This window comes from Bacteroides sp. 51 (assembly GCF_010500965.1).
Taxonomy (GTDB): domain Bacteria; phylum Bacteroidota; class Bacteroidia; order Bacteroidales; family Bacteroidaceae; genus Bacteroides.
On the sequence record NZ_QVMI01000009.1, the window covers coordinates 172,416 to 191,486 of the forward strand.

The 19,071-nt window shown below is 46.3% G+C and carries 9 protein-coding genes; 4 read left to right on the forward strand and 5 right to left on the reverse strand.

What is annotated here, in order from left to right; all coding sequences use genetic code 11:
• Positions 1 to 19: 19 nt before the first annotated feature.
• Together D0T87_RS09040 and D0T87_RS09045 are read right to left on the reverse strand one after the other, a co-directional pair.
• A complete protein-coding gene (locus D0T87_RS09040; RefSeq protein WP_163174807.1) occupies positions 20 to 1,195 on the reverse strand; it encodes a rhamnogalacturonan acetylesterase in 1,176 nt (391 codons plus the stop codon).
• Between the two features lie 151 nt (positions 1,196 to 1,346).
• Positions 1,347 to 4,235, reverse strand: coding sequence for a sugar-binding domain-containing protein (locus D0T87_RS09045; protein ID WP_163174808.1), 2,889 nt, complete (start codon positions 4,233 to 4,235; stop codon positions 1,347 to 1,349).
• Positions 4,236 to 4,478: 243 nt separating this feature from the next.
• On the opposite strand from D0T87_RS09045, the gene D0T87_RS09050 reads away from it, so the two are divergent.
• Together D0T87_RS09050 and D0T87_RS09055 are read left to right on the forward strand one after the other, a co-directional pair.
• Entirely contained in the window at positions 4,479 to 7,451 is a 2,973-nt protein-coding gene (locus tag D0T87_RS09050) for a glycoside hydrolase family 2 protein (protein WP_163174809.1), read from the forward strand.
• 292 nt (positions 7,452 to 7,743) lie between these two features.
• Entirely contained in the window at positions 7,744 to 10,491 is a 2,748-nt protein-coding gene (locus D0T87_RS09055) for a beta-galactosidase (protein ID WP_370526830.1), read from the forward strand.
• Between the two features lie 139 nt (positions 10,492 to 10,630).
• Here D0T87_RS09055 and D0T87_RS09060 read toward each other — a convergent pair whose 3' ends face one another.
• The 3 genes from D0T87_RS09060 to D0T87_RS09070 form a co-directional block, all read right to left on the reverse strand.
• Entirely contained in the window at positions 10,631 to 12,178 is a 1,548-nt protein-coding gene (locus D0T87_RS09060) for a glycoside hydrolase family 28 protein (RefSeq protein ID WP_163174811.1), read from the reverse strand.
• A 232-nt stretch (positions 12,179 to 12,410) separates the two neighbouring features.
• A complete protein-coding gene (locus tag D0T87_RS09065) occupies positions 12,411 to 13,094 on the reverse strand; it encodes a DUF2461 domain-containing protein (RefSeq protein WP_163174812.1) in 684 nt (227 codons plus the stop codon).
• A 462-nt stretch (positions 13,095 to 13,556) separates the two neighbouring features.
• Entirely contained in the window at positions 13,557 to 14,684 is a 1,128-nt protein-coding gene (locus tag D0T87_RS09070; RefSeq protein WP_163174813.1) for a glycoside hydrolase family 88 protein, read from the reverse strand.
• Positions 14,685 to 14,879: 195 nt separating this feature from the next.
• Between D0T87_RS09070 and D0T87_RS09075 the strand changes: the two genes are divergently transcribed.
• Together D0T87_RS09075 and D0T87_RS09080 are read left to right on the forward strand one after the other, a co-directional pair.
• Positions 14,880 to 15,578, forward strand: a complete 699-nt coding sequence (locus D0T87_RS09075) for a rhamnogalacturonan acetylesterase (protein WP_163174814.1) — start codon at positions 14,880 to 14,882, stop codon at positions 15,576 to 15,578.
• 298 nt (positions 15,579 to 15,876) lie between these two features.
• Positions 15,877 to 19,056, forward strand: coding sequence for a TonB-dependent receptor (locus D0T87_RS09080; RefSeq protein ID WP_163174815.1), 3,180 nt, complete (start codon positions 15,877 to 15,879; stop codon positions 19,054 to 19,056).
• Positions 19,057 to 19,071: the final 15 nt, after the last annotated feature.

Sequence of the window (19,071 nt, forward strand, 5' to 3'; positions counted from 1 at the left end):
TGTTTATTCTTTTAATATTTTAGTTTCCGTCAGGCTTTTCTACTTCGGCGAACTTGCTCGGCACCCAGTGGAAAGTCTCTATGGCATCCGGTTTAGCCGGGCTATAGGTTTGATAATCGGTGCTGATATGCTTTGCCAGGGGCAAGTTGAGTGATTTAATCCCTTCTACCACGCATTTGGCAATCTGGTATGCACCATAAGGATTGAAGTGTGTGTTATCTTCCAATGCTTTAGACTGGTTGGGGTATGTGTTGGCCGGATAGTGCACAAAGGCCTGTTTAGATTCTTCTACTCCCATGGCTTCGTATAGGGTACGGGTCATGGCATGCAGATCTATCAAAGGGATATTCTCTTTTTGTGCCAACCATTTCATGGCTTCGGGGTAGTCTTCGTGTGTATCGACAATCTTACCATCTTTGAAGCTGCGGCGTTGCGTCGGAGTAACCAATACCGGATTTGCACCTTTCAGCCGGGCTTCGTCGATGAATGTTTTCAGGCTGGTCATATAGGAATAGTATGCCCCTTTGCCCGGACCTTTTTGCTTCTGGTCGTTGTGGCCGAACTCGATAAAGATATAATCGCCTTCTTTCATTTGGGTGAGCAGTTTCTTCAGGCGTCCGGCACCGATGAAGGTATTGGCCGATTCTCCCGACTCGGCGTAATTGGCAAAAGCCACCTGATCGTCGAAGAAGCGGGGAATCATTTGTCCCCAGCTTGCCCAAGGTTCATTGTCCTGGTCTACAACGGTAGAGTTCCCGCAGAGGAAAATGGTGGTAACGTTGTCTACTTTATCAATGGTAAGCGAGGTTATTTGTGGTGCGTCGCCGCTGAACTCCAGGTCCAGTTTATCATTCCAGTTGAGTTTACTCTTTTCGCGTGGTTTGATTTTTACATACTCTCCATCGGCGATTAGTGTATTCCTTTTGTTGATTACAAAGGTTCGTTCAATAATCTGTCCTTTCTTGGTTGGCAGGTTTTCAATGAACAGGCGGCGGGATTCACCCCGCACGGTAGTGGAACCAGCTTTCTTCTTAGAACCGATTTGGATGGTTACTTTATAATTCCCATCAGGAACATCAACGCTGATTCTCTCGGGGGGTGTTTTATCCTTAGAGAAGTCGAATGAATACGATGTTTGTTGTGCCTGGCAGGTTATGGCTGCCACAAGGGCGATGATTAAAGTGTATAGTTTCATGTTATCCAAATGTTTTCAGTCTATACCCAAATGATTTACCGTAGGGGCGGTTCGTGAACCGCCCAATACACAGGAAACTGTTCCTCATTATTGGGCGGTTCGCGAACCGCCCCTACAGTATATCACTTTGGCATAGCTTTTTTATATATTTTTAAATACCTTTATCTCCTTTAGCCGGTTTCAATTCATCCGGCGAATCCTTTGTGAAGGAATTTACCTTTGGCGCTACTCTGGTAAATAGCTCTCCGATTTGTTCAACAGTTACGATATCCTTTGGCCGGAAGTCATCGGAGTTCATATAATCCAGTATGGCTTTACGCATCTGGCGGGCAACGATCCGTTCGTCCGGATGGCTATCAATATCCATACTGGTCATCATCAGTTTTCCGTTAAGCACTTTGGCTTCGAACAAGGTGCCTGCCTTGCGACTGATGAACCAGGTATCTATGCTCTGTACCAGCGGTTGGAAGTCCGGTGCAAACTGGGTGAACTGCATCACCTGCGATTTGTTTAATAACTCCCACCATTGCAGGTTGCTGTGATACTCCGTCGGGAACTCCTTGAATAGTGGATGGTAATTGTTCACCCATATACCTGTAGTATGTGGCGGACGCATCTTAAACCATGATGTATTCCAGAAAACGGGAGTCATGTATTGTACAATATCCTTTCCGTAAGAGATCTTTCCTGCGGCTGTGATAAGCACATTGCCTCCTTGTTCCAGTATCTCTTTGGCTCTATTGTCCAGTGTGTCTGTTACATACACCTCGCCTGTATTTATTTCTACCTGAGCCGGGTATACCCAGAAGTCCCAGTCGTTTATTGCACCCGTACTTTCTATCCGTATCTCCAATTTGAGTTTCTGCGCACAGGTAAAGGCTTGTAATGCGTAACTGATCTTGCCTAGTTCAAAGCAATTGTCTACCGGAATATCTTTGGTGGATACTATACCTTTATCATATACCTTTCCGTATTCATCTTTGATGATATATAGAGTCTTAGCATTCCTGATCGCTGCTTTATGGAAATGAGCCACTTCAATCTCTGCCTCGAAACTCTCATTGTTCTTATAAACAAACTTAGAAATACGCGCCAACGGCACGGTTGGACTACAGAACCGTCTCATTTCCTGAGCATTGATATAGCCTTTCTCTTCATAAAACACATCGAGCAAGCCAACCAGCGCTGTGCCCTGACCGGAATAGTCATTCAGTGAGAGCAGCTGGAACCCGGCATAATCGGGAGTGCGGAGTGTCTTTTCTATCTCATGTTTATAGCAAAGAGCTTGCAGTTTACCGGATGCCATGAGGAACTCCCGGCCTTTATCGCCCATATGGTTATCCTGAAGAATCTCTTTAAAGATCTCGAAGTTCCTGGCTTTATTTACTCCGGTATATTTGCGTATCTCCTCAAAGTTCGGGAAAGCACACCACTGTCCTGTTTCGTGCGACACATAAGGCTGGCTTACCGTGTCTATTCTGGCTCTGTAATCGGAGAGTGATTCCGGTAGTTGGTTAGACCAGTTCAATCCGCGTGCTCCGGCTTTTACATGGAACTGATTGCGGGGTTGCCACTGCCAGCTTCCTCCCACGGATGCACCGGTGTATACACGGCGGGAATCCGTCTTTTCCCAGTATTCAACGAAATCAGTAACCCATGCCACCCAACGTCCTGCCGGTTCATTGCCACAGGCGAGCATGCAGTAAGAAGCATAATTGCCATATATTTTGGTTAGGCGAATGGTTTCATCCATCAGATATTTGTCGATAGGCTGTCCGTTACCTAGTCTTGGTCCGTGGTTTGGCCAACTCGGACCTTCGGGTTGCAGATAGAACCCAACAACATCGGCTGCGATGAAAGCAGCTTCGGGCGGACAGTAAGAGTGGAAGCGCATGTGATTGAGTCCGTATTCGCGACAGATGCGGAATACCCTTTCCCAGTCTTTTACATTCATCGGTGCGTATCCGGTAAGCGGGAAGGTACAATTCTCGACTGTGCCGCGCAGCATAGTCTTATTGCCATTCACGTAGAACCATTTGCCTTGAATCGTAAATTCGCGCATACCGAACTGTACTTGCTTTGTTTCTTTCTTCTTGCCAACGGTCAGTTCGGCATGGAGCATGTATAAAGCAGGATCGAATTCATCCCAGGTTAGCATTCTATCTCCTAGAAGCAACTCCATTTCGCAGGCCAGTTCGCCGTTGGTTATGGTAAACTCCTGGCTTGTTGTTGGTACGGTATGCTTCTTGTCCGAGTTGAAGCTTTGTGCAGAGAGGCTGATATTTGCTTTTACTTTGCCGGATGAGGCCGACTTTAGCACCATCTTTACCTTTGCTCTCTTATTTGCCAGGTCGGGGTAAACCTGTATATCATCAAAGTAGACCTTCGGAGTGGTGGATAGGTTGATCTTTCCCACAATACCGTTCCAGTTGCCTTGCGTTTGGTCGGTGATGCTATGCGAGTCGGGTCCGACATTGATTTCTTTAATACGGTTGTCTACCCGGACAGAGATTCTGCATTTCCCGGTGGAGGCGAATGCCGTAATATCATATACATGAGGCACGCAAAGGCTATTCTGCATACCTACTTCCTTATTATTCACCCAAACAGTTGTTTCTATATGTGGGCGCTCCATAAAGAATACAATGCGTTCGCCCTTCCAACCGGCGGGAATGGTGATTTCTTTCTGATACCATGCCACACCTACATAGTGCTTGTCGGGGGTGAGGAAGAAAGGAGCTTTGAAGTTTTCCTCTATCCGGAACTTTTCCATATATGGATTAAAGTAGAACGAACTGTCGTACAAACTACCTGTCCATTGGGTTTGCGCATTGACATTATCTCCTTTAAGCTTTTCGGGCATGGAAGCCGGCAGGTTGATATGATCGGACAGCTGTTTGTTGAACCACTGTTCCTTTATACCTGCATCGTTCCTGTCGATAGCGAACTGCCATCTTCCTGCCAGATCCATGGTTTGCTGGGCGGCTATTGTTAGAAAGAATGTAAGTAATGATGTAAGAGTAAGAATACGTTTCCTCATGGTCCAGTGGTTAATCGTTATTGTGAGGCTAAAATACGAGTTTTGTATATGCTGCTAAATAGAAAGGCGTACATAAAGATAGATTATTGTGTAAAATGGAGGCGTTTGTAGGCGTTGTGTACAAAAGTACATCTATTTGCTACGTAATTACTTGCATTCCTTTTCCTGCGATTTTTTCTTTCTCAGGGTGTGGGTTATATTTGTAGTGAATGTAATAACCTAGTGAAAATTAACCGAATATCCATGAAACGTATCAAGATTATTTTATTGATGATGGCGCTTTGGGTGCCTGTCTCGCTTTATTCTTCCGAAAGGATAAAGTATAACTTTAACTCAGACTGGTCGTTGTATGTTGGCGACCTGCCGGATGCTAAAGCCGCGTTTAGTAAGAACAGCAACCCGGACTGGAAAAGCATAACCCTGCCACATGCTTTTAATGAAGATGAGGCTTTTAAACTAAGTATCGATCAACTTACGGATACTGTTATGTGGTATCGCAAGTCGTTCAAACTGCCGCAAGCGGATAAGAACAAGAAAGTTTTTATTGAGTTCGAAGGCGTTCGCCAGGCCGCCGATTTCTATGTAAACGGACATTATGTAGGTTTGCACGAGAATGGTGTGATGGCTTTTGGCTATGACATTACTCCTTATTTAAAAGCAGGCAGAGTGAATGAGATTGCGCTGCGGATAGACAACAATTGGGAGTACAAGGAACGCGCCACTGATACAAAATATCAGTGGAACAATAAGAACTTCAATGCCAACTATGGCGGTATGCCTAAAAATGTATGGCTACATGTGACCGATAAGCTTTATCAAACCCTTCCGCTGTACAGCGGTTTGCAGACTACCGGCGTATATATCTACGCTTCGGATATCCGTGTTAAGTCGCGCCGGGCGGTGATCAATGCAGAGTCTGAGATACGTAACGAATACAAAAAGAAGCAAACAGTGGCTTACGAAGTAGCCTTGTTTGATAAAGATAATAAGCTCGTAACCACCTTTAAGGGTGATGAGTTAACCATCCAACCCGGCGAGACAAAAACCGTAAAAGCCGCTGCCGAAGTATCGGGGTTGCATTTCTGGAGTTGGGGATATGGCTATTTATATACCGTACAAACCCGTTTGGTTGTCAATGGAAAGGTGACGGATGAGGTGACCACGCGAACCGGTTTCCGCAAGACCCGTTTTGCCGATGGAAAGATCTGGCTGAATGACAGAGTGATTCAGATGAAGGGATATGCACAGCGTACCAGTAACGAATGGCCAGCCGTCGGAATGTCTGTTCCGGCATGGTTGAGCGATTACTCGAATGATTTGTTAGTGAAAAGCGGGGGTAATCTGGTACGCTGGATGCATGTCACCCCGTGGAAGCAGGATATTGAATCATGCGACCGCGTGGGATTAATACAGGCCATGCCTGCCGGAGATGCGGAGAAAGACCGGGAAGGGCGGCAATGGGAACAGCGTGTGGAACTGATGCGCGATGCGATTATCTATAACCGTAACAATCCGAGTATCCTGTTCTATGAATGTGGAAACGAGTCGATCAGCCGCGAGCATATGCTCGAAATGAAAGCTGTGCGCGATATGTACGACCCGTATGGCGGACGGGCCATCGGTTCGCGCGAGATGCTTGATATTCGCGATGCAGAGTATGGCGGCGAAATGTTGTACATCAACAAGAGTGCTTATCACCCCATGTGGGCGATGGAATACTCGCGCGATGAGGGTTTACGTAAGTATTGGGATGAGTATAGCTACCCTTACCATAAAGAAGGTGCCGGACCGCTTTACCGCAATGCACCGGCATTGGATTACAACCACAACCAGGATATGATGGCGATTGAGAACATCCGCCGTTGGTACGACTACTGGCGCGAGCGTCCGGGAACAGGCCGGCGCGTGAGTTCGGGCGGGGCTAAGATCATCTTCTCCGATACGAATACGCACTTCCGTGGTGAGGAGAATTACCGCCGGAGTGGAGTGGTAGACCCGATGCGCATTGAGAAAGATGGTTTCTATGCGCATCAGGTGATGTGGGACGGATGGGTTGATGTAGAGAACTACCGTACGCACATTATTGGTCACTGGAATTATTCTCCGCAGACGGTTAAGCCAGTTTATGTGGTTTCCAGTGGTGATAAAGTAGAGTTGTTTATCAATGGTAAGTCCAAAGGATATGGAAAGCAGGATTATCGCTTCCTGTTTACTTTCGATAATATGGCTTGGGAGAGTGGCAAGATTGAAGCGGTGAGCTATGATGAAGCAGGGAAAGAGGTGAGTCGCCACAGTTTGCAGACAGCCGGAGAACCCCGCGATATCAAACTGACACTGATTCAAAGCCCCGGCGGATGGGCTGCCGATGGTGCCGACCTGGTATTGGTGCAGGTAGAGGTGGTAGATGAAGATGGTCGCCGTTGTCCGCTGGCGAACAATGAAATAGAGTTTGCGCTTGATGGTCCGGCTGAGTGGCGTGGAGGTATTGCGCAGGGCGAGAATAATTATATCTTGTCTAAGGTACTGCCCGTGGAATGTGGGGTGAACCGTGCGTTGATCCGTTCTACTACGGCTGCCGGTCAGGTGAAGTTGACGGCACAGGGCAAAGGGCTGAAACCGGCAACACTGACATTGTCGTCGAAGGCGATGGAAGTTAAGGAGGGATTGAGTACCTTTATTCCCGGCAATGAGTTGGCTGGTCGTTTGGATAGGGGTGAAACTCCGCTAACGGCATCTTATACGGATACGAAAGTAGATATTGCTGTTCGTTCGGCAGTGGCCGGGGCAAATACTAAAGAGGCGATCAATAGTTTTGATGATAATGAATTGAGCGAGTGGCGCAATGACGGACAGTTGGGCACGGCCTGGATCACGTATCAGCTTGATCGGATGGCGGAAGTGGATGAGATTTGTATGAAACTCACCGGATGGCGCATGCGTAGTTATCCGCTTGAGATTTATGCCGGAGAGGAATTGATCTGGAGTGGCGACACGGAGAAGAGCCTGGGGTATATACACCTGAATGTGAAACCTGTACGGACGGATAAAATAACCATCCGGCTGAAAGGAAGCGCAATGGACTCCGATGGCTTTGGTCAGATTACGGAGCTTGACCCTACGCAGGAACTGGATTTGTTCCGTGCAAAGGATGGGGATAAAGCCGGGAATGAGCTTCGGATCGTTGAGGTGGAGTTCCTGGAAGCACTGCACTTGTAGGGGCGGTTCGCGAACCGCCCAATATACGGGATGTACAGAAAACTATTATCGGGCGGTTCGCGAACCGCCCCTACGGTATAACATAATATATATGAAAAAACTCTTTTTAACCGCACTTGTACTGTTCGCAGCAACAGTAACATTTGCTCAATCGCAGGTCTACCTATTCTCCTACTTTGTGGGCAAGAGCGAAGACGGTTTGCATCTGGCCTACAGCTATGACGGCTTGAAGTGGGAAGCCTTGAACAACAATCAATCCTTCCTCAAACCCGAAGTCGGAAAAGACAAGCTCATGCGCGACCCTAGCATCTGCCAGGGACCGGACGGAACATTCCATATGGTGTGGACATCCAGTTGGACGGACCGTATCATCGGCTATGCCTCGTCCAAAGACCTGATTCATTGGTCGGAGCAGAAGGCGATTCCCGTGATGATGCACGAGCCTACGGCTCATAACTGTTGGGCGCCCGAACTGTTCTACGATGAACCGAGCAAGACGTTTTATATCTTTTGGGCAACCACCATACCCGGGCGGCATAAGGAAGTGGCAACCAGCGAAAGCGAAAAGGGGTTGAATCACCGCATGTACTACGTCACGACTAAAGACTTCAAGAAGTTCTCGAAGACCAACATGTTCTTCGACCCGGATTTTAGTGTGATTGATGCCGCCATTGTTAAAGACCACGACGACGAACTGATTATGGTAGTGAAAAACGAGAACTCCAATCCGCCGGAGAAGAACCTACGGGTAACGAAAACAAGGAACATACAGAAGGGCTTCCCTGTTGAAGTCTCCGAGCCCATTACGGGCGATTACTGGGCAGAAGGCCCGGCGCCGTTAATCGTTGGCGATTATATATATGTGTACTTTGATAAATACCGCAATCATACTTACGGCGCGGTACGAACGAAAGACCGCGTGAACTGGGAGGATGTTTCCGATCAGGTTTCTTTCCCTAAAGGCATTCGCCACGGAACAGCGTTTACGGTGGATAAAAAGGTGCTGGATGCATTGTTGAAACAAACCCCCAACACCTGGTTCAACGATAAGGACCTTACCCTGACAGGCGTCTACTACTACCCCGAGCATTGGGACGAAAGCCAGTGGGAGCGCGACTTCAAGCAAATGCGCGACCTGGGCTTTGAGTTCACCCACTTTGCCGAGTTTGCCTGGGCGCAGCTCGAACCCGAAGAAGGCAAATACGACTTTGCCTGGTTGGATCGCGCCGTAGCGCTGGCCGCCAAGTACGATCTGAAAGTTGTGATGTGTACCTCTACCGCTACCCCTCCCGTATGGCTGAGCCGCAAGTATCCCGAGATACTGGTCCGCTTGGAAGACGGTACGGTACTGGATCATGGCGCCCGTCAGCACGCCTCCTTCGCCTCGCCTTTATATCGCGAGCTTTCATACAAAATGATAGAAAAGCTGGCTCAACATTATGGTAATGATCCGCGCATCATGGGCTGGCAGCTCGACAATGAACCTGCTGTTCAGTTCGACTACAACCCCAAAGCCGAAGAAGGATTCCGTCAGTTCCTGCGTCAGAAGTATGGCAACGACATCAAAGCCCTGAACGACGCCTGGGGAACGGCCTTTTGGAGCGAGGTGTATGCCTCTTTTGATGAGATCACCCTGCCTAAGACACGGCAGATGTTTATGAACCACCATCAGATACTCGATTACCGCCGCTTTGCCGCCCGGCAAACCAATGATTTTCTGGATGAGCAATGCTTGTTAATCCGGAAATACGCCAAAAACCAATGGGTGACGACCAATTACATTCCCAACTACGACGAAGGACACATCGGTGGAAGCAAGACATTGGACTTTCAGGTGTATACCCGCTATATGGTGTATGGCGATAACGAAGGCATCGGCCGGCGGGGCTATCGGGTGGGCAATCCGTTGCGCATTGCCTGGGCAAATGACTTCTTCCGGCCCATACAGGGCACATATGGCGTCATGGAACTTCAACCCGGACAGGTGAACTGGGGCAGCATCAATCCGCAACCCCTGCCTGGTGCCGTACGCCTGTGGATGTGGAGTGTGTATGCTGGTGGAAGCGATTTCATCTGCACCTACCGCTACCGCCAACCGCTGTACGGAACCGAGCAATATCACTACGGCATTGTGGGCACCGATGGGGTGACCGTCGAACCCGGTGGACGTGAGTACCAGCAGTTTATCAACGAAATCAAAACGCTTCGCAAACACTACGCGCCCCGCGATGCCAAGCCAGCGGAATATACCGCCCGTCGCACCGCTATTCTGTTCAACCATGAAAATGCCTGGAGCATTGACCGTCAGAAGCAGAACCGCACTTGGGACACGATGAAGCACATAGATAAGTATTACCGCACGCTAAAGAGCTTCGGCGCTCCGGTCGATTTTATCACGGAAGATAAGAACTTCAACGACTATCCCGTAATGATTGCTCCGGCCTATCAGATGGCCGATGAAGCACTGGTGAAACGTTGGACGGACTACGTTCGGCAAGGCGGAAACCTGGTATTGACCTGTCGCACAGCACATAAAGACCGTATGGGACGTTTGTTCGAAGCACCTTTCGGCTCATTGATCGATGCGCTGACGGGAAACAATATGGAGTTTTACGACTTGCTTCTACCCGAAGACCCCGGTATCATTGTCATGGATGGAAAGAAGTACGCCTGGAACACCTGGGGAGAAATCCTGCTTCCGGGCAAGGACTCTACCCCCTGGGCCACGTATACCGAAGAGTTTTATGAAGGCAAACCGGGCATTACTTTCCGCAAGCTGGGCAAAGGCACCATCACCTACGTAGGCGTTGATTCTACCGACGGGGCACTCGAAGCCGATGTCTTGAAGAAGCTCTACGCCACATTGAACATCCCCGTAATGGACCTGCCTTATGGCGTAACAATGGAATATCGCAACGGAATGGGCATCGTACTGAACTACTCCGATAAACCCCACCTGTTTGCTTTGCCTGCAAATGCCACAGTGTTGATCGGCGAACAAAACATTCCTACAGCCGGAGTGCTGGTGTTTAAACCTTAGTACACTCGTATCTGCCGGCTCGGCACATGTACATCTCAAGGCCTTTTACATGTACATCTTAAAAGCCTTGAGATGTACATGTAAAAGGCCTTGAGAAAGTTTCATATTCTATTTCGGAAAGTACCTGTTTACAGACGGTCTAGTCCATTACAAACAAGATGCTATTTGTAGTATCTCCCTCACGCTTAAACGTAAGTTCACCGGCGATATTGATTTTCACATGATCGAAAGTGATATTCCGGGCGTCGACCAACAATATCGTACTGTCTTGCGCGGTGATAGTTGAATTCTTGATCGTCAGTCCGTCAACATCCGTAAACTGTGGCAACTCCTTGCAGGTTACCTCGCAGTTCTCCATAAATACATTCGCCGCCGGCGATTCGGGGATGCCCGACAGTCGGATGAAATGCTCCGCATTCTCCACAATAATATCTTTAATGAAGACGTCCCTGAAGTGAGGAGTCAACCGGTCCACCTCCGGAACGGGGTGGCGACTGGCCAGCTCGCCCATAAAGAAAGCACTTCCCAGCATATCCCAGCGCATTGCCTCTTTGGCATTGATGATGCGGATACGCTCGTAATACAATGAGTCGCCGCCGCCCGCCCTGGTTCTCCGGGTCTTAAAGCGCAACCCTCTTTCCGTTCCGTCGAACACACAATCGTGCACATACAGATTCTTGATTCCGGCTGCCGTTTCGCTTCCACAGGTCACAGCGCCATGCCCTTCCTTCGACAGGCAATGGCGGATAACGATATTCTCGGCAGGCTTGTTCACGCGCAACCCGTCCTCGCTTCTGCCCGCTTTGATCGTATAACAATCGTCGCCATTGGCCAGTGTGGAGTATTCGATCAGCACATTGCGGGTAGACTCAATGTCGATCCCGTCGCCCGTTGGTATATCTATCGAGTTTACGTTCACTCCGCGGATAATCACGTTCTCGCAATACATCGGAGCGATGTTCCAGGTCAGCGATCCCTGTATGCGGATGCCCTCTACCAATATATTCTTGCAGTCGATCGGTGCGAAGGTTTTGGGTAGATACATCGTAGCCTGCGGCGAAGAACCATCAAACACGCGCTCTTCCAGAGGCATATCTACCGTAATCTTTTTCAGTTTATGCGCATGATTGTTGTCCCAGAACGTTTTGGCAATCTCACAATCCAGCCCCGGGCTCACCAATACACCCCGCCCCGTCAGGGCGATATCTTCCTGCCCGTTGGCATAAATAAACGCTCCCGACGACAGGCACTCCGTACCCTCCATGCGGGTAAATACAGCCGGCTGATAATCCTTGATTGCTCCACTGAAGTGCACCTCCGTTCCTTCGGGGATATGAAGATTAATCCTGCTTTTCAACTCAATGCGTCCGCTCTTCCATACGCCCGGTCCCAGCTCAACGGTCCCCCCACCGCTCTGGCTAAGGGCATTGATCTGCTGGTTGATATAATCCGTCTGCATATCCGCCGGAGCATCGCTTAAAGATAGCTTTACGGTCGTCCCGGGGATAACCGGTTTGCTGAGTTGCGGCATCGCAAATGGAGCCTCAATAGGAGCAATCTCCGCCGGCATGCATGCATCGCCTACCTCGCTGGCCAGAGGCACCGCTTTTGTCGTATTGTCTTGAACAGGTTTGCATGCGCAAAGCATGAATATAGCCATCAGGCAAAAGAGATTGTTGATCTTCATGTGGATAGAACGTTAATACATTAATAAAGATATCAATAATGACGGCTTCCCACCCTTTTCGTACTCTCTCTGCCCTGTGTATTTAATGAATAAAGATAGAAAATGATACATATATTATTCGGGGGTAGGAAAATATCTTTATCAGGCACACTTCCAGTCCAGTCTTCAAAAGAAGCATGGATGTTTTTTCTTTTACTATCCACAGGGAAATCAGACCGTAGTGCCCCGCCGTTTACTCTGTGGCTTCCTTCATAAAGTTATATAGCCATTCCAGTGCTTTGAAGTCTTCTATAATTAAATCGGCAAAGCTTCCCGAGTAAAGTTCCTCTTCGATAGGTTTCACTTTTTCTACCCAGATTCCCTTCCGTTGAAACCATTGCTGGAAGTATTCAGGCAGGTCATTCGGGAGCGGTCTTTTGTATCCCTCCCCGTTGACGGTATATCCTCTGTCGAGTACCGTTTCTTGTGTTATCCGCTGAAACTCTTCGGATTCATATATAATGGCATCCCTCAGACTATCCATCACTTTCTTCTTCGGCTGAAACAGACCGAGCCCTAACGTATAAGAACTCTCTCCCAATTCAAGGAAATAACCGGGAAGGTCTTTCCACTCCTCGCGACTAACAGGGCATTGGAAAGTCATCCACATAAATGTTTTATAGGGATCTTTATTGTGCGAGAAACGCGTGTCTCTGTAGATTCTGGATATAGCGCGGTGCGCACGCATCTCAAACTCAGCATCAATGTTATACATGATAGGGTACAGGGCTTGGAACAATCCCTTGAGTGGATTCAGAAGTTCTGATTCATAGATATGCTTGTGTGCATCGAACCACTCTTTATTATTATTCTCTTTCAGCTCACTGAAAAACTGGAACGTTTTAGGTGAGAAGCCTTTGAATACCGGATCTTTCATAATAACTGTTTTTGTGTGCTGCAAATTTAATTAGTTTTCCTTTATTTCCAGTGAAAACACATGTAAACTGTCAATCTAATATCACTCGTCGAAATCCTCTTAAATACATGTCGTTAAAACTTTCGTTTTTTGCATGCAAAAAAGGCGTTAATTGCATGCAAAAAACGAAAGTATTATATACCTGGACCAGAAGGCGTATGGAAGGGGGCAGAAAGAGCACCGAGATACTACTAGAATGCCTACGAGATATCACTGGGATGCCGTAGGCATTTCAACTGCATGGATAAGGGAAGAAAAGCGCAGGCAATACCTGAAAAAGACAATACGTTGCGGAATACCTATTAATGAATGAAAACCTGTTTAATCAAAACGATTTATGCTTGCCTTTTTATCAGATTGCCTGCGCTACGCAAAAAAACAACTAACTCCTTTTTGTATTTATGATCTTGATCTATGTGTGTACTATTTAAGTTTATACATTTCCGAACCCGCCAAAAGGAAACAACCTACGCCGTAGTCTTCGAAATCGGGTACGCTGGTGTATGTAACAGGCTGTCCGTCCTTAGGTTCTTTACCTGTTCCCTGAACGTAGCCCAGAAATCCGTTTTTATGAACTGCATCGGTAACCATTGCATTCCATGCTTTGATAGCTATCGGCAAATATTCTTTTCTATCCAATAATCCCTGACGGATACCCCAAGCCATACCGTAAACGAACAATGCTGTTCCCGAGGTTTCCTTTCCGCCAAAGTTTGTAGGATCGTGCAGACTCGCGTTCCAGAAGCCATCTTCGCGCTGGCACTTTTTAAGCGCTTTGCTCATCAGGAGAAAGTCGTTGATGTAGTCTGTGCGATGCTTCTCATCTGCTGGAATTTCGTTCAGTACACGAACCAGTGCGGCATATACCCAACCATTACCTCTCGACCAGTAGCAGTCTTCGCCATTAGGCTCTTTATATGGAGGGCAGAAGTCGGCATCTCTCCACCAAAGACCATCTTTCAAGTTAAACATACCACCGCCATGCGTGTTGCGGGAATACTCATACATATCCCACATCTTATCATAATACTTCTGTTCATCTGTCATCTGACCGAATTTAGCAAGGATAGGCATAGCCATCTGTATGGCGTCAATCCATGTCCAATCGTCCACTTGCGGGGTATTGACAAGCATATCCATTGATGCTTTGATATTCCTTATCATCTCTGGAGATGATGGACAAACGCGATATAAATCAATATATGCCTGACCGCAACAGTGGTCGTCGGCATTGCGGGTAGTATTTCCGTGGCGCATGCCCCATTTGTGGAATGTTCCCCAATCGTATGTGTACTTATAATAATCCTCTCTGGGATAAATGCTGTAAAGTGCCATCAATCCTTCATAATATACACCGCGAGTCCAGATATTGCTGGGGCGGAAGCGTCCAACGAAAGAAGGTTGCGTATAGTCAGCGTGCTTCTTCATAAAATAATCGTTGACTAATACCGTTTTCTGGAGAATTTCATTTCTATCGGGTAGCTGTTGGGCGTTACTCGTAACGGCAATAGTTCCTATCAGGAATGAGAAGGCTATAAATACTTTTTTCATAAAACTAAGTGTTCTTACTATGGTGTTAAATTCGGAATTGATTTCTACACTCACAAAGTAACAGGATTAATGTGTTTTTGGGAATGGACTTTTATACACTTTACTTTAATCTGGTACACTCGGACAATTTTCTATTGCTTCCTTGCCTGTTTTACTGTACGTTTGCATCAGCTAAAAACCTAAAGGGATATATTAATGAAAACACTTAATCTTATACTATCTTCCTTTATTATATTGCTTGTAACTACAAGTAGTGGTACTTATCACCCCAGAATCTTTATTGCAGGCGATTCTACTGCCCAGGGTTATGATACAACCAAAACCGTTATGCGTGGGTGGGGGCAAATGTTACCTTATTATATATGCGATGGTACGGAGGTTGTTAATCATGCCAAGGCTGGCCGTAGTACTAAATCCTTCCGCAACGAAGGGCGTTGGGATAGTCTGATTAGTCAGGTGCAGAAAGGCGATTGGGTGCTTATTCAGTTCTCGCATAATGATACTTCAACGAAACCCGAGCGTCATGCATCCCCCGAAGACTTCAGGGAAAATCTTATTCGTTTTATAGAAGAAGTACATGCAAAAGAGGCAAATCCGATGTTGTTAACCCCATTGGTGATGCGTACTTTCCATGAAGGAAACTTAATTGATAATCGCTTAAAAACTTATCCGGGAATTATCCGGAAAGTTGCACAGGAATACAATATCCCTATAATTGATGTCAACCTTAAAACCCGTGACCTGATACTATTGTTGGGTGATGAGAAATCCAAGGAATTATATGTCCCCAATGATGATACGCATACTTGTGAAGCAGGAGCCAGGGCTGTAGCGGAGTTTGTTGTAGAAGGACTTAAGGAATATGGTGTGCTGACAAATTGTTCGGGCATGTAATTTTGTGCTTTTACAGGTAGGAGCGATAAAAATACAGGTGTTTGTACAATCGTCCATTTGCTTTTATTAGCAATTAGGGTAGATTTGTCCTGCTAAAACTTCAGAAATGTTAATCTATTAAGGTGAAATACATGGAAAAGACTTAATGTTCATTAATTATTGAGAGGAGTTTAAGTTCTGCGCGAACTTAAGCAATGCTTAACCGAAAGCGGGCCTCCCTCTCCAACATCCCCACCCGTCGCGGGATGGATCGATTACAGGTAGATTTTTTATTAATTGTTTGTTAAACTAATATTTTATGGAAAACGAAAAAAGACAGAGGCGCTATTCTTTCCTTTTCGTGCTTTTTTTTGCCGTATCTTTTACTCCTTTGTTAGGTGTACAAACTGCATTTGCTACCATTGACGAAAGTCACCAGCAGGTAATAGCAGTTACAGGTACTGTAGAAGACAGCCAAGGTGAGCCGATTATTGGTGCCAGTGTTGTTACGGAAGATGCAAAAACCGGAACGATCACTGATTTTAATGGAAATTTTAAGCTGAATGTTCCTCCGGGAACTAAGTTGGTCATTACGTTTATCGGGTATGACTCGCAGACAGTTACTGCCGGTCGGAATCCGATAAAAGTTGTATTGAGTGAAAACACACAAATGCTCGACGAAGTGCAGATTGTGGCTTATGGTGTACAGAAAAAAGTTACCGTAACAGGTGCAATCTCAGCGGTGAAAGGAGAAGACCTGTTGAAAGCCCCTGTAAGCTCTGTTGCCAACGTCCTTTCGGGACTCATGACAGGTATCACTTCGGTGCAATACTCTGGTGAGCCGGGTGCCGATGCTGCAGAAATATTTGTGCGTGGTAAAGCTACATTTGCAGATGCAAAACCACTTATACAAGTGGATGGAGTTGAACGCACATTTGCCGATATCGATCCTAATGAAATTGAAAGCATCACTGTATTGAAGGATGCATCGGCTACAGCGGTATTTGGTATACGAGGTGCGAATGGTGTGGTATTGATAACTACTAAACGCGGTAAGGAAGGTAAAGCAAAAATCTCCTTCAGCACTTCCGCCAGTATACTTACACCAACCAAGTTAGTTAAGAAAGCCAGTGCATACGAGTATGCCACTTTCCATAACCTGACGAGTAAACTTGATGGTGTAGACCCGGTTTTCTCGGACGATGTGATTGAGAAATTCAGAACAAACTCAGACCCTATTCGTTTCCCGGATACAGACTGGGTAGACTATGTGATGAAAGATGCTACGATGCAGACGCAACACAACATCAACATTTCAGGGGGAACAAAGAACGTTCGTTACTTTATTTCTGTAGGTGCTCATACCCAGGACGGAATGTTCAGGGATTTTGGTCTACCTTATGAATTGTCCTACGAATATAAACGCTACAACTACCGTTCCAATCTGGATATTGATGTGACAAAATCAACCACGCTATCTATTAACATAGGTGGCAATGTTGACAATGCCAGCAGACCCTATACCGGACAAGGTAGTAGTGGTTTGGTCAGAGCACTGTATTGGGCTACTCCATTCTCCAGTCCGGGGATTATTGATGGTAAATATGTTAAAGCAGCCACAGACTATACCGATGGCGTAAATATGCCTTTCCTAGGTAAAGACGGGATCGGAGATTATTACGGTAAGGGCTTCATGAAAACCAGCAACAACAAATTGAATGCTGACCTCATGTTGAATCAAAAACTTGATTTTATCACCAAAGGTCTATCATTCAGAGTGAAAGGTGCTTATAATAGCTCGTTTACTATCTATAAGGAAGGAAGCGCTGCCACAGCTACATACACTCCCGTATTGATGGCTGATGGAACATTAGCTTACAAGAAATACGGAGAAAACAATCAGACTACCTATGTCGAGAAAAAAGGGAAAGCACGTGATTGGTATATGGAAGCCGCTCTTGATTACAACAGAGCCTTTGGCGATCACCATGTAGGTGCACTGCTGCTCTATAACCAATCCAAAGAATATTACCCTAAGCAATACTCAGATATCCCTCGTGGTTATGTCGGAATTGTAGGACGCGTTACTTACGACTGGAAAAACCGGTATATGCTCGAACTTAATGCCGGATATAACGGATCAGAGAACTTCCATCCGGACAATCGGTTTGGTTTCTTCCCTGCCGGATCTCTGGGATGGACGGTTAGTGAAGAGAAATTCTGGCAACCCATAAAACCTATTGTCAATTACATGAAGTTGCGTGCCTCTTGGGGACTTGTTGGTAATGATAAAGTAAGTGATAATGTAGGTCGTTTCTTATATACTGCCGACCCCTATTTAGTAGATCTGGATCAGTTGTTTAACCGTGGGAATAATGCTAACAATAACGGTGTGGGTTATTATTTCGGAACAAACAGAAACACATTACTAGGTGCGAAAGAAGCCGGAAAAAATAACAAGGATGTAAAATGGGAAAAAGCGTTTAAACAAAACTATGGGGTTGACTTTAGCTTCCTCGACGAACGCCTGAAGACAAGTGTTGATTATTTCCGCGAAAGACGTAAAGATATCCTTTTGGTAGATGCCACAGCTCCGGCTATTATTGGTTTCTCAGTTCCTTATGCCAACTTGGGAGAAGTAAAAAGCTGGGGATGGGAACTCTCTGTTCGCTGGGACGATCGTATCGGAAAGGATTTCCGGTACTACCTCGGAGTAAACATCTCCAATAATGAGAATGAAATCATAGAGAAGAAAGAATCCCCCAAAAACTACGATTATTTATACCAGAAAGGACACCGTATCGGTGCTCGTCAACTGTATAAATTCTGGCGATTCTACGATGAAAGCACTCCGGAGTTATATGAAAAGACATTCGGTACACCCTTCCCGGACCATAAAGTAGACCTTCGCCCAGGCGATGCTGTATTTGTAGATCTTAATGGTGACGGAGTGATTGATTCAGAAGATTCCAGTTATGACTACGGATATACCGACGATCCGAAATACATTGCCGGTATCAATATGGGATTCAGTTGGAAAAACTTCGATGTATCTCTTCAATGGACCGGTGCCTGGGGTGTAAGCCGTCTGCTCTCGGACGTATTTGCAAGACCATTTGTCAGCAATGATAGTCAGACGCAAGGTGGTTTGTTGCAGTACCATTTAGATAATACCTGGACAGAAGACAATCCGTCTCAAAGCGCTAAATATCCACGTCCGACATTTGCAGGATCTAGTGCCACTAATAACTATAGAGGCTCAACCCTGTTTGAAACAGATGCCGACTATCTACGTCTGAAAAGTTTGCAGATAGCCTACAATTTCAAGCTTCCGATCATGCAAAAGCTAAAGTTGAATTCCTGCCAATTGGCTTTCAGTGGATATAATTTGATCACATTCACAAGTTATAAATGGGGTGATCCGGAATCAAGGGCAAGTAATGCTCCAACCTATCCGCTGCAAAGATCTTACTCGCTAAGTTTAAAACTTGGATTCTAACATTAAAATTGAACA

Bases quoted from the DNA above. Each gene is read 5' to 3' on its own strand.
- D0T87_RS09040 (WP_163174807.1), bottom strand. From the start codon at position 1,195: ATGAAACTATACACTTTAATCATCGCCCTTGTGGCAGCCATAACCTGC.
- D0T87_RS09045 (WP_163174808.1), bottom strand. From the start codon at position 4,235: ATGAGGAAACGTATTCTTACTCTTACATCATTACTTACATTCTTTCTA.
- D0T87_RS09050 (WP_163174809.1), top strand. From the start codon at position 4,479: ATGAAACGTATCAAGATTATTTTATTGATGATGGCGCTTTGGGTGCCT.
- D0T87_RS09055 (WP_370526830.1), top strand. From the start codon at position 7,744: ATGCGCGACCCTAGCATCTGCCAGGGACCGGACGGAACATTCCATATG.
- D0T87_RS09060 (WP_163174811.1), bottom strand. From the start codon at position 12,178: ATGAAGATCAACAATCTCTTTTGCCTGATGGCTATATTCATGCTTTGC.
- D0T87_RS09065 (WP_163174812.1), bottom strand. From the start codon at position 13,094: ATGAAAGATCCGGTATTCAAAGGCTTCTCACCTAAAACGTTCCAGTTT.
- D0T87_RS09070 (WP_163174813.1), bottom strand. From the start codon at position 14,684: ATGAAAAAAGTATTTATAGCCTTCTCATTCCTGATAGGAACTATTGCC.
- D0T87_RS09075 (WP_163174814.1), top strand. From the start codon at position 14,880: ATGAAAACACTTAATCTTATACTATCTTCCTTTATTATATTGCTTGTA.
- D0T87_RS09080 (WP_163174815.1), top strand. From the start codon at position 15,877: ATGGAAAACGAAAAAAGACAGAGGCGCTATTCTTTCCTTTTCGTGCTT.